This window comes from Rhizobium sp. IBUN, assembly GCF_000510625.1.
Classification (GTDB): Bacteria; Pseudomonadota; Alphaproteobacteria; order Rhizobiales; family Rhizobiaceae; genus Rhizobium; species Rhizobium altiplani.
Window position 1 is genome coordinate 1 of record NZ_AZNV01000010.1, and the last position, 11,830, is coordinate 11,830.

An 11,830-nucleotide genomic window follows, 5' to 3' on the forward strand; every position below is an offset into this window, starting at 1 on the left:
CCAACTGACGCTCCGAGCGCACGCCGAACAGGTAACCGATGAACAGCGCCTTGAACATCAAGGTCGGATCGAGCGGCGGGCGGCCGTTATCAGCACAGTAAAGACCGGCAACCCGATCATGGATGAAGGAAAAGTCGATTACCGCGTCGATCTTGCGAAGCAGGTGATCCTTCGGAACAAGCTGATCGAGCGTCACCATCTCGAGAGCCGTCTGTTCGGGAGCAGGTTTCTTCAACATGACCCAGTGAATCACAAACCCCTGGACGAGGCCAGGGGTTTGTCAGCAGTCTGAGGCCCTCCGATTGGAGGGCCTCCGATTGGAGGGCCTTTTTGTATTGGCGGCGATTTCTGCCGGTGGCTCAAGCCACCGCCTCCAGGCCGAGCGCGAACAATCGCTCGAGCTGCTTGATTTCGGCGTCGGTCAGCGCGATGCCGTCGGCCTCCGATTTTGCGCGCGCCGCATACCGGCGCTGCGAGGGAAGGCGGGCGCCCTGGCCGACGATGGCCTCGAACAGGGTCTCTGCCCGCGCAAACGGATTGCCTGGCCGGCCGGCGGCGAAGGCTTCCGGCGAGAAGGCGATGATCAATTCGCCATGGAAAGGGGCCAGCGTCGTCGTGCCGAGATAGTCCAGCACCTCGGGGCTTGTCAGGTCGCCGATCATGATTCCGGCCAGCAGCTCGATCATCGTCCCGATGGCCGAGCCCTTATGCCCGCCGAACGGCAGCATGGCGCCGGCAAGCGCAGCCTCCGGATCGGTCGTCGGATTGCCGTCGGCATCGATCGCCCAGCCCTCGGGCAGCGACTTTCCAGCCCGCCGGTGCAGTTCGATTTCCCCGCGCGCGGCAACCGACGTGGCAAAATCGAAGACGTAGGGCGGCTGGGCGACGCGCGGCCAGGCAAAGGCGAAGGGGTTGGTGCCTAGCAGCGGTTTGTTGCCGCCGGTCGGCGCAACGGTTGCATAGCTCGGGCACATGACCAGGCCGGCGAGGCCCTGTTCGGTCAGGGCTTCCGCTTCCGACCAGAGCGCGGAGAAATGCGTGCAGTCGTTGATGACGAGGGCTGCAAGCCCGCACGAGCGGGTGCGCTCCACGAGAGCCGGCAAGCCGAGTTCGAAGGCCGGATTGGCAAAGCCACCCTTGGCGTTGACCTTCACGATCGCGGAGCCCTCCTGCAGCATAAGTTCCGGCACCGCGTCCGGATTCACTTTGCCCGCTTTGACGGTCCGCAGCGCACCCTCGATCCTGTAGATGCCATGCGATTTGCAGGCATCCCGCTCTCCGGAGACGATCACGCGCGCGAGTGCGCCGGCCTGGATCTCGTTGAGGCCAGCCTTGCGGAAAATCGCATCGACCCGCTCCTGCAGGGCCGGTACGGTCAGGGTGGTGTTGTCGCTCATCTCGTGTCTCTCGTGAATGGCCCGGCCGCCGACGGCGATCGAGCGTTGATGTTATAAATACATAGAGTATACAAAGATCTGACATGCGCAATTCGCCTTTGGATGGATTTTCGCGTAAAGCACCACGGGCTCTCAAGAAAGGAATCGCAGATGGTCTTCACTCCCAATGGAAAACACCTCGTCGCGGGCGAATGGCTCGACGGAGCGGGTACTTTTGCATCCGCGCCGGCGCACGGTCCAGTCCACCAGTTTGCAGTCGGTACGGTAGATCTTGTCAATCGCGCCTGCGAGGCCGCCGAAGATGCGTTCTGGAGCTATGGCTACTCCACGCGCGCAGAACGCGCGGCGTTCTTGCGCGCCATCGCCGACGAGATCGAAGCCCGCGCCGAGGCGATTACCGCGATCGGTAGCCAGGAAACGGGCCTGCCGGAAGCTCGCCTGCAGGGCGAACGCGGCCGCACGACCGGTCAGCTACGGCTCTTCGCGGACCATATCGAAAAGGGCGAATATCTCGACCGCCGTCGTGATGCGGCACTGCCCGACCGCCAGCCCGCGGCACGGCCGGAAATCCGGCTTATGCAGCGCCCTGTCGGCCCGGTCGCCGTCTTCGGCGCCTCGAACTTCCCGCTGGCCTTCTCCACGGCCGGCGGTGATACCGCAGCCGCTCTGGCGGCAGGTTGCCCTGTTGTCGTCAAGGGTCACTCGGCGCATCCGGGAACCGGCGAAATCGTCGCGCAGGCGATCGAGGCTGCTATTCGCAAGACGGGAGTTCATCCCGGCGTCTTCTCGCTGATCCAGGGTGGCAACCGTGATGTCGGTCATGCACTCGTGCAGCATCCGCGGATCAAAGCTGTTGGCTTCACCGGTTCGCTCGCCGGCGGCCGCGCACTCTTCAATCTTTGCGCCGCGCGGCCGGAGCCGATCCCGTTCTTCGGTGAACTCGGTTCGGTCAATCCGATGTTCCTGCTGCCCGAGGCGCTGAAGGCACGCGCTGAAGCGCTCGGCCAGGGCTGGGCCGGGTCGCTGACGATGGGCGCCGGCCAGTTTTGCACCAACCCCGGCATTGCAGTTGTGACCGAAGGCGCCGAAGCCGATCGCTTCGTAGCCGCAACGGTCGAAGCGCTCGGCAAGGTCGCGCCGCAGACGATGCTGACGGATGGCATTGCGAAGGCCTACCAGGATGGGCAGTCACGCTTTGCAACTCGCAACACGGTCAAATCGCTGTTCGCCAGCGAGTCCTCTGGCCGCTCAGCCGCTCCGAACCTGTTTGAGACAACCGGCGCACAGTTCCTCGCCGATCACGCCCTGGGCGAAGAGGTCTTTGGACCGCTCGGCCTTGTCGTGCGTGTCCAGACGATCGATGAGATGGAGAAGCTCGCTCGTGGCTTCGAAGGTCAGTTGACGGCGACGATCCATATGGATGCAGGTGACATTGCCGACGCCCGTCGTCTGCGCCCCGTGCTGGAACGCAAGGCAGGACGCGTCCTGGTCAATGGATTCCCGACCGGTGTCGAGGTGGTCGATTCGATGGTGCATGGCGGACCCTATCCGGCTTCGACCAACTTCGGCGCAACCAGCGTCGGCACAATGTCGATCCGGCGCTTCCTCCGCCCGGTTTCGTACCAGAACATGCCGGAAGATCTCCTGCCGGAAGATTTTCTCGGCTGATTCCTATCAAGGGTAGAAAAGCAAAGGGCGGCCACGACTTGGCCGCCCTTTTTTGTCGACATAACCGCTATTCAACTTATACTTTTTGCATACTTCATGTATTTTAGCATTGATTTGCGCGCGCCGAAGGGGAATAGTGCGCCTCGCTGTCAATCGACAATCCAACTCTGGGAGAGAGAATAGAATGAAACCTTCGGTCCTTGCCTTCGGCCTTCTGGCTGCCGCAACCGTTCTGACCAGCCCGGCGAAGGCCGACAAGTTGGACGACATTATCGGCTCGGGCACGCTGCGCTGCGCGGTCGTACTGGACTTCCCACCGATGGGTTCGCGCGACGAGAATAACAACCCGATCGGCTTCGACGTGGACTATTGCAACGATCTGGCTAAGGCGCTGGGTGTAACCGCCGAAATCGTTGAGACCCCGTTCCCTGAGCGTATTCCGGCGCTGATGTCGGGTCGCGTTGATGTCGGCGTGGCCTCCACCTCCGACACGCTCGAGCGTGCCAAGACTGTCGGCATGACGGTTCCCTACTTCGCCTTCGAGATGGCGGTTACGGCCAACGAGAAGTCGGGCGTGAAGTCCTTCGAAGACATGAAGGGCAAGGTTGTCGGCGCAACCGCAGGCACTTACGAGGCGATCGCACTCGAACAGCAGGTCAAGGCCTGGGGCGTCGGCGAGTTCCGTCCTTACCAGACGCAAGCCGACGTATTCCTGGCGTTGAGCCAGGGCCAAATCGATGCCACCGTTTCGACCTCGACTGTTGCCCAGGCCAACGTCAAGACCGGCAAGTTCGCCGGCATCGCAGTGGTCGGCAAGGCACCGTTCGACATCGACTACGTCTCGCTCTTCACCAACCGTGAGGAATACGGCCTGATCAACTACCTGAACCTGTTCATTAACCAGCAGGTTCGCACCGGCCGCTACGCCGAGCTCTACAAGAAGTGGGTTGGTGGCGACCTGCCGTCGCTCGCGGTCAATGGCGTTTACCGCTAATCCGCACCGTTTCTCCCGCGGCGCGAGGCATGACCTCGCGCCGCAGCTTTATGACAAGGTGAGACGGTAATGTTCAACTACACCTTCCACTGGAACCAGGCGCTCAAGGCATTGCCGCAGATGCTCGACGGTGCGCTGGTCACGATGCAGATTGCGCTCCTGTCCATGGTCATCGGACTGGCTTGTGCGATCGCGCTGACCTTGTTCCGGCTATCCGGCAACCGCATCCTTGGTGGCTTCGCCACGGCTTGGGTCGAGATCGCCCGAAATACGCCGGCGCTGTTCCAGATCTACATGGCTCATTTCGGACTCGGCAACTTTGGCATTCACCTTACGCCATTTACCGCGCTCCTGGTTGGCATTGCCTTCAACAACGCTGGCTACCTGGCAGAAAATTTCCGCGGCGCGCTGAAGGCGATCCCGGACACGCAGACGCGCGCCGGACGCTCGCTCGGCATGACCTCGATGCAGGCCTTTCGCCTGATCGTCCTGCCGCAGATGCTGCGCGTGGCGTTTCTGCCGGCGACCAACCAGATGGTCTGGGCGGTCCTGATGACGTCGCTCGGCGTAACCGTCGGTATGAACACTGACCTTACCGGCGTGACGCAGGAACTGAATGCGCGCTCCTTCCGCACCTTTGAATTCTTCGCCTTGGCTGCCGTGATCTACTACGTCATCGCCAAGGTTCTGACCCTTGCCGCCCGGGCACTCGCCTGGCGCATGTTCCGTTATTGAGAGAGGTGAGAGATGTTTAGTACTGCCCTCACCTGGAGTGATCTGGCCTTTCTGGCGCAAGGCGCGGGAATGACGCTCGCGGTCACGGCCGTCTCGGTCGCTGCCGGAACCGTTCTCGGCATCTTCTTCGGGATGATCCGCGTCGAACTCGGACCTTACTGGTCCGCACCGCTGACCTTCGCGCTCGACGTCTTCCGCTCCGTGCCTTTGTTGATCCAGCTTGTGCTCGGAAATGCGCTGCAGTCGATCATGCGGCTTGGCTGGCCCCCATTCACGACCTCCTGCGTGGTGCTGTCGCTCTATACGGCTGCCTATTGCACGGAGATCGTCCGCGGTGGCATTTCCGCGGTGCCGCCGACCACGCGCCGTGCGGCTCGCTCGCTCGGCATGACCTGGTGGCAGGACATGCGCTATATTGTGGCCCCGCTCGCAACGCGCGTTTCGCTGCCGTCTTGGATCGGACTGACGCTCGGCGTCATGAAGGATTCCGCGCTGGTGCTCTGGCTCGGCCTGATCGAGTTGCTGCGCGCCTCGCAGATTCTCGTGACCCGGCTGCAGGAGCCGCTGTTCATCCTGATGATCTGCGGCACCGTCTACTTCATTATCAGCTTCCCTATCGCCCGGATTGGCGGGTATCTCGAAAAACGGTGGTCCCCCAATGATTGAGATTGAAAACGTCCGCAAATCCTTCGGCCCGTTGGAAGTTCTGAAGGGCATCAACCTCACTGTTCCGAAGGGCGAGGTGCTGACCATCATCGGTGGTTCCGGCTCGGGGAAGTCGACGCTGCTCACCTGCATCAATGGCCTTGAGGCCATCGACAGTGGCCGTATCGTTGTCGACGGCACGGATGTGCATGCCAAGGCGACCGACCTCAACAAGCTTCGCCGCAAGCTCGGCATCGTCTTCCAGCAGTGGAACGCTTTCCCGCATCTGACGGTGCTGGAAAACGTCATGCTTGCGCCGCGAAAAGTGCTCGGCCTTTCCAAGGCGGAAGCCGAGGCGATCGCGGTAAGGCAGCTCACCCACGTCGGCCTCGGGGAGAAGCTCAAGGTCTATCCTAACCGCATGTCGGGCGGCCAGCAGCAGCGCATGGCGATTGCGCGTGCGCTTGCCATGTCGCCAGAATACATGCTGTTCGACGAGGTCACCTCGGCGCTCGACCCACAGCTGGTTGGCGAAGTGCTCGACACACTGCGCATGCTGGCCTCCGAAGGCATGACGATGATCTGCGTCACGCACGAAATGAAGTTTGCGCGTGAGGTTTCAGACCGCGTCGCCTTCTTCCACAAGGGCGTGATGGCCGAGATCGCTCCCCCGGAAGAGCTGTTCGGTGCGCCGAAGGATCCGGAGTTGCAGGCTTTCCTCGCTGCCACCCATTGAGGCGATGATGAACGATCAAATTCAGACGGATGTCATCGTAATCGGCGCGGGGGTCGTTGGGCTATCCGCTGCAATCGCGGCACAGGCAAGGGGGCTTTCGGTGGTCGTACTCGACCGGGAGGGTCCCGCTGCCGGCGCCTCGGCTGGCAATGCCGGCGCCTTCGCCTTTACCGACATCCTGCCGCTTGCTTCGCCGGGCATCCTCAAGAAAGCACCTAAGTGGCTGCTCGATCCGCTCGGCCCGCTTTCGGTGCCGCCGGCGTATGCCTTGCAGATCGCGCCATGGATGTTCCGCTTCTGGCGCGCCTGCGCGCCGGGCCGTGTCGCCCATTCGACTGCGGCGCAAACCGCGCTGATGGACCTTTCGAAGGCGGAGCTTGAGCCGTTCCTGCAGGAGACCGGCACCGTGGGCATGCTGCGCAAGGATGGCAATCTGCAGGTCTATGAGGGCGAAGCGGAACTGAAGGCTTCGCTTCCCGGCTGGAAAGCGCGGGAGGAGCATGGGATCGACTTCCATCACCTCGATGCGGCCGGCATCAATGAGATCCAGCCTGGTATCGCGCCTCGCTTCACCCATGGCACCTTCACGCCTGGCTGGTACTCCATCGCCGATCCCAAGCTCTATACCCTTGCCCTGGCAGACCACTTCCGCGCCACCGGCGGCTCCATCGAGCGTGCGGAGGTCATCGCACTGCGTCCTGTTGATGGCGGCGTAGATGTCGTCAGTTCCGGCGGCGCTTCGCGACGGGCAGCACAGGTGGTCCTATCGGCGGGTGCATTTTCACATCAGGTGGCCCGTACGATCGGGGAGAATATCCCGCTCGAAACGGAAAGGGGCTACAATACCACGCTCCCTCCCGAGGCTTTCGATCTGCGCACGCAGGTTACCTTCGGCGGGCACGGATTTGTCGTTACCCGGCTGTCGACAGGCATCCGAGTGGGCGGCGCCGTCGAGCTTGGGGGCTTGAAGCTTCCGCCGAACTTCCGTCGATCGGAGGCGATGCTGAAGAAGGCACAGAGCTTCCTGCCCGGCCTGAAGCCTCAGGGCGGCGTCCAGTGGATGGGGTTCCGCCCATCCTTGCCGGACAGCCTGCCCGCCGTCGGTCACGCCCGCGCCACGCAGCGCGTCGTCTATGCCTTCGGTCACGGCCATCTTGGCCTGACTCAGTCGGCTGGCACCGCGCGCATCGTCGCGGATTTGCTCACGGGCAAGAAGCCGGCGATCGACATTGCATCCTTCTCACCCCAAAGATTCTGATGGAGGCGGGAGCGCGCTAATGACAGTTGGCCGCATCAGCCCCCATTGGTGAATGACTCACTCCGCTCAAGGCTTCGTGGTGAAATGAAAACCCTCGCACTCGATCGCAGCATTCTCGGCGGTACCGCGAATGGCCCCGTCATTGTCGCAAAGGAGGCATTGAGCTTCTGGGGCGGGGTCGATCCCGCTACTGGCTTGGTGATCGACGTCCACCACCCGCTTCACGGAACCCGCCTCACCGGTGGCATTCTGATGATGCCCTCGAGCCGCGGATCCTGCACGGGTTCCGGCGTACTCCTCGACCTCGTCCTGACGGGTCGCGCACCGGCCGCCCTGGTTTTTTCCGAAGCCGAGGATGTGTTGACGCTCGGCGCGCTGATCGCGTCCGAAATGTTCGGCAAGCCTCTGCCCGTCGTGCGGCTTGGGCCGGAGGCCTTCGCGGCGCTCTCCCGCGCGAAGACCGCCGAGATCAGCGATACGGCGGTTGTCGCAGACGAGGTGGAGATTCCGATCGCTCCTCCGGCAACCGCTGCGCTCGACCTCAACGATGCAGATCGCGCCATGCTTGACGGGCAGCAGGGCATCGCCCTGCAGCAGGCCATGCGCATCATCTGCGCCATGGCGGCGCAGCAGGGCGCGCGCGGCCTCGTGGATGTCACGCAGGGCCATATCGACGGCTGCATCTATGCGAGCCCCGCCAATCTCACCTTTGCGGAAAAGATGGCTGATATGGGCGCGCAGGTCCGCGTGCCGACGACCATGAACGCCATTTCCGTCGACCGCGCCAATTGGCAAGCGCAAGGCGTTCCGGAAAGCTTCGGCGACCCGGCTGCACGGCTTGCCGATGCCTATGTGCGCATGGGCTGTCGCCCGACCTTCACCTGTTCTCCCTACCTGCTGGATAGCGCACCGCAGGCGGGCGAATCGATTGCATGGGCAGAGTCCAACGCAGTGATCTTTGCCAACACCGTTCTCGGCGCGCGGACGGCAAAGCACCCGGATTTCCTCGATCTCTGCATCGCGCTAACGGGACGTGCGCCGCTGTCTGGCGTTTATCTCGACGAACCTCGTAAGGCACGACGGGTCATTGATGTCGAATTGCCCGAGCGCGTCGATGACGCTTTCTGGCCGCTCATCGGTTATCTCGCAGGTCGCGCGGCGCCGGATCGCATCCCGCTTTTGCGCGGCCTAAGCTCCGCGCGGCCTTCGCAGGACGACCTCAAGGCGCTGTGCGCCGCTTTTGGCACCACGTCAGCAGCACCCATGCTGCATGTGGAGGGCGTTACGCCCGAAGCTGCCGGCTCGGCCCGCGACGATGCCGATCGGGTTGTCATCTCGCGCGCCGACATGGCTGCGGCCTGGACGGTTCTAAACGAGGGGCCGGAAGAGGTGGAACTCGTTGCCATTGGCAGCCCGCATGCCTCCCTGACCGAATGTCGAGCCTTGGAAGAAGCGCTTGCCGGCCGCAGCCGGCACGCGGATGTCACGGTAATCGTGACCGCCGGTCGCCAGGTCATCAGCGAAGCGCGCAACGAAGGCCTGTTGAAGAGATTGGAGGATGCAGGCGTGCAGGTCCTGCCCGATCTCTGCTGGTGTTCGATTTCCGAGCCTGTGTTCCCGACGCGAACCCGCTCCCTGATGACGAACTCGGGCAAATATGCCCACTATGGCCCCGGCCTTTCCGGTCGTGCCGTTCGCTTCGGCAGCCTTGCCGATTGCGTCACCGCCGCTCTGACTGGGCGCGTTCCGCCCCAGTTGCCCGATTGGCTTTCCTGAGGAGGTATCATGCGCAGCACCAAGACCATCCATGTCGTTTCCGCCCATGCCGAGGGCGAAGTGGGCGATGTCATCGTCGGCGGTGTGACGCCGCCGCCCGGCGAAACGATCTGGGAGCAAAGCCGCTGGATTGCGCAAGACGGGACGTTGCGCAATTTCGTGCTGAACGAACCGCGCGGCGGCGTTTTCCGGCACGTCAATCTGCTGGTGCCACCGAAGCATCCCGACGCCGATGCCGCATTCATCATCATGGAGCCGGAAGATACGCCACCCATGTCGGGATCGAATTCGATCTGCGTATCCACGGTGCTGCTGGACAGCGGCATCCTGCCGATGCAGGAGCCGATCACCGAGATCACCCTCGAAGCGCCCGGTGGGCTCGTCCGTGTGCGCGCCGAGTGCCGCAACGGCAAGGCCGAGCGCATCTTCGTGCATAACCTACCAAGCTTCGCGGAACGACTGGATGCGAAGCTGGAAGTCGAGGGCGTGGGTACGCTGACCGTCGATACCGCCTATGGCGGTGACAGCTTTGTCATCGTCGATGCGGCGGCGATGGGCTTCAGCCTGTCGCCCGACGAGGCCCATGACATTGCGAAGCTCGGCGTGCGCATTACCAATGCCGCCAACGCCGCGCTCGGATTTCATCACCCGGAAAATCCGGACTGGAATCATTTCTCCTTCTGCCTCTTTGCAGGTCCGGTGGAGCGTACCGCCGAAGGTCTACGTGCGGGTGCAGCCGTCGCGATCCAGCCCGGCAAGGTCGATCGCTCGCCCACGGGAACGGCGCTGTCGGCCCGCATGGCCGTATTGCACGCGCGTGGACAAATGACGCTCGAAGATCGTCTGACTGCGGTGTCGTTGATCGGCTCCACGTTCTCTGGCCGCATTCTCGGCACGACCGATGTTGGCGGTCGCCCGGCCATCCTGCCTGAGATCTCCGGCCGCGCCTGGATTACAGGTACCCATCAGCACATGCTCGATCCGTCCGACCCCTGGCCGGAAGGCTATCGGTTGACCGATACCTGGGGTGCCCGCTGATTGCCTGACCAGCCTTGAGCGGTACGGATAATCTCCGCTCAAGGCGCCTGCACACCTTTGATTGTGCAACAGACGTGGTACGCTCGCAGCATCAGCTGGGGGCAAGTCATGCGACGTCTTCTTTTCAGCATAGTGCTTGCAATCATCACCATTCTGTTCGGTCAGGTTTCTGCATTCGCCCAAACGAACGTCGAGGTCGGCGGGATCATGCCGAAGCCGAATACGGGCGATCTCGATGCTATGACCAAGATCCGCCTCGTTCGTATCCTGGTGCCATACAGCAAGACCATCTATTTCATCGACAAGGGACGCCAGTTCGGAACCGCGGTGGAGTTTGGGACGGCCCTGGAGGCCGAGCTCAACAAGGGTAGGAAAAAAGCGATCGAACACATCCGCGTCGCCTTCATTCCGACCGGGCGAGATCGATTGATTCCAGCCCTCAAGGAAGGGCTCGGCGACATCATCATGGCCAACTTGACGGTCACCCCTGCGCGGCTTCAGGACGTCGATTTCAGCGCGCCGATCTACAGCGACGCGAGCGAGGTGCTGGTATCAGGGCCATCCGCGGAGGCGGTTACCAACATCGCCCATCTGGCAGGCAAGGAAATCCGCGTCCGTCAGACGAGCAGCTACTACGAGCATCTTCTGTCGCTCAACGAGCAATTGAAGAAGGACGGAAAGCCGGAGATCCAAGTCAAGCCGATCGACGAGAACCTTGAGGACGAGGATCTCATGGAGATGGTGAATGCCGGCCTCCTGCCCTGGACGGTGGTCGATGAATACAAGGCCGACATATGGGCGAAGGTGTTCACGGAGTTGAAGGTCCATCCTGATGTCGCCGTGGCCACTCATGGGCAGATCGCCTGGGCGATCCGCAAGAATAGTCCGCAGTTGAAAGCCGTCCTCGACAAGTTCGCCGAGCAGCACAAGGTTGGAACGACCTTCGGCAATCTGCTGCGCAACCGCTATTTCAAGAGCGATACGATGCTGCGGCGTGCCTATTCGCCTGCCGATGTCGATCGCTTCAAGGAACTGGTCGAAATCTTCCGCAAGCATGCGGGCACGTACTCGTTCGACTATCTGATGCTGATGGCGCAGGGCTATCAGGAATCCCAGCTTGACCAGTCGCGGCGTAGTCCGAGGGGCGCCGTCGGCGTGATGCAACTGCTTCCTGCCACGGCGGCGGGCAAGGAGATCGGCATAACCGGCATCGCCAAGAGCGAGGATCTCAATGTCGAGGCCGGCGCGAAATACCTGCGCTATCTGGTTGAAGTCTCCATCAAGGGGGAGGGTGTTTCGCCGCGTGACCAGCAGCTGATGGCGTTTGCCGCCTACAATGCAGGTCCGGGAAATCTCCGGAAGTTTCGCGCCAAGGCAAAGGATATGGGGCTCGATCCCAATGTCTGGTTCGGAAACGTCGAGAATGCCGCAGCTGCCATCGTCGGCCGGGAAACGGTCCAATATGTCAGCAACATCTTCAAATACTACATCGCCTACAGCCTGCTGATGGAGCGGGTCGAAGCACAGCGCGCCTCGATGAGCACGACCACACCTGCCAAGAACTAGCGACTATGCCTTCGGTG

The 11,830-nt window shown here is 62.2% G+C and carries 11 protein-coding genes; 9 read left to right on the top strand and 2 right to left on the bottom strand.

What is annotated here, in order from left to right:
* Together RHIBUN_RS33365 and RHIBUN_RS0111480 are read right to left on the bottom strand one after the other, a co-directional pair.
* On the bottom strand, positions 1–238 hold a 238-nt coding region (locus RHIBUN_RS33365; protein WP_198021137.1), incomplete at its 3' end, for a transposase.
* 121 nt (positions 239–359) lie between these two features.
* Positions 360–1,397: an Ldh family oxidoreductase gene (locus RHIBUN_RS0111480; RefSeq protein WP_025659698.1), complete on the bottom strand. Its 1,038-nt coding sequence runs from the start codon at positions 1,395–1,397 to the stop codon at positions 360–362.
* A gap of 150 nt (positions 1,398–1,547) precedes the next feature.
* Here RHIBUN_RS0111480 and RHIBUN_RS0111485 point away from each other — a divergent pair, with 150 nt between their 5' ends.
* From RHIBUN_RS0111485 to RHIBUN_RS0111525, 9 genes are all read left to right on the top strand, one after another.
* A complete protein-coding gene (locus RHIBUN_RS0111485) occupies positions 1,548–3,065 on the top strand; it encodes an aldehyde dehydrogenase (NADP(+)) (RefSeq protein WP_025659699.1) in 1,518 nt (505 codons plus the stop codon).
* Between the two features lie 184 nt (positions 3,066–3,249).
* A complete protein-coding gene (locus tag RHIBUN_RS0111490) occupies positions 3,250–4,059 on the top strand; it encodes a transporter substrate-binding domain-containing protein (RefSeq protein WP_018859735.1) in 810 nt (269 codons plus the stop codon).
* A gap of 69 nt (positions 4,060–4,128) precedes the next feature.
* Positions 4,129–4,794 carry an amino acid ABC transporter permease gene (locus RHIBUN_RS0111495; RefSeq protein WP_018859736.1) on the top strand — a complete coding sequence of 222 codons (666 nt, stop codon included), beginning with the start codon at positions 4,129–4,131 and terminating at the stop codon, positions 4,792–4,794.
* Positions 4,795–4,806: 12 nt separating this feature from the next.
* The gene (locus tag RHIBUN_RS0111500) at positions 4,807–5,460 is read left to right on the top strand and encodes an amino acid ABC transporter permease (protein ID WP_018859737.1); all 654 of its coding nucleotides are present in this window, start codon (positions 4,807–4,809) and stop codon (positions 5,458–5,460) included.
* Positions 5,453–6,175, top strand: a complete 723-nt coding sequence (locus RHIBUN_RS0111505) for an amino acid ABC transporter ATP-binding protein (protein ID WP_018859738.1) — start codon at positions 5,453–5,455, stop codon at positions 6,173–6,175. Before RHIBUN_RS0111500 ends, RHIBUN_RS0111505 begins: the two co-directional genes overlap by 8 nt.
* Before the next feature lie 7 nt (positions 6,176–6,182).
* Positions 6,183–7,433, top strand: coding sequence for an FAD-binding oxidoreductase (locus RHIBUN_RS0111510; RefSeq protein ID WP_025659700.1), 1,251 nt, complete (start codon positions 6,183–6,185; stop codon positions 7,431–7,433).
* 84 nt (positions 7,434–7,517) lie between these two features.
* A complete protein-coding gene (locus RHIBUN_RS0111515) occupies positions 7,518–9,209 on the top strand; it encodes an aconitase X (RefSeq protein WP_025659701.1) in 1,692 nt (563 codons plus the stop codon).
* 9 nt (positions 9,210–9,218) lie between these two features.
* On the top strand, positions 9,219–10,247 hold the full coding sequence (locus tag RHIBUN_RS0111520; RefSeq protein WP_025659702.1) for a trans-3-hydroxy-L-proline dehydratase: 1,029 nt from the start codon (positions 9,219–9,221) through the stop codon (positions 10,245–10,247).
* Between the two features lie 108 nt (positions 10,248–10,355).
* On the top strand, positions 10,356–11,813 hold the full coding sequence (locus tag RHIBUN_RS0111525) for a lytic transglycosylase F (RefSeq protein WP_025659703.1): 1,458 nt from the start codon (positions 10,356–10,358) through the stop codon (positions 11,811–11,813).
* Positions 11,814–11,830 lie beyond the last annotated feature (17 nt).

Bases quoted from the DNA above. Each gene is read 5' to 3' on its own strand.
- RHIBUN_RS0111480 (WP_025659698.1), bottom strand. From the start codon at position 1,397: ATGAGCGACAACACCACCCTGACCGTACCGGCCCTGCAGGAGCGGGTC.
- RHIBUN_RS0111485 (WP_025659699.1), top strand. From the start codon at position 1,548: ATGGTCTTCACTCCCAATGGAAAACACCTCGTCGCGGGCGAATGGCTC.
- RHIBUN_RS0111490 (WP_018859735.1), top strand. From the start codon at position 3,250: ATGAAACCTTCGGTCCTTGCCTTCGGCCTTCTGGCTGCCGCAACCGTT.
- RHIBUN_RS0111495 (WP_018859736.1), top strand. From the start codon at position 4,129: ATGTTCAACTACACCTTCCACTGGAACCAGGCGCTCAAGGCATTGCCG.
- RHIBUN_RS0111500 (WP_018859737.1), top strand. From the start codon at position 4,807: ATGTTTAGTACTGCCCTCACCTGGAGTGATCTGGCCTTTCTGGCGCAA.
- RHIBUN_RS0111505 (WP_018859738.1), top strand. From the start codon at position 5,453: ATGATTGAGATTGAAAACGTCCGCAAATCCTTCGGCCCGTTGGAAGTT.
- RHIBUN_RS0111510 (WP_025659700.1), top strand. From the start codon at position 6,183: ATGAACGATCAAATTCAGACGGATGTCATCGTAATCGGCGCGGGGGTC.
- RHIBUN_RS0111515 (WP_025659701.1), top strand. From the start codon at position 7,518: ATGAAAACCCTCGCACTCGATCGCAGCATTCTCGGCGGTACCGCGAAT.
- RHIBUN_RS0111520 (WP_025659702.1), top strand. From the start codon at position 9,219: ATGCGCAGCACCAAGACCATCCATGTCGTTTCCGCCCATGCCGAGGGC.
- RHIBUN_RS0111525 (WP_025659703.1), top strand. From the start codon at position 10,356: ATGCGACGTCTTCTTTTCAGCATAGTGCTTGCAATCATCACCATTCTG.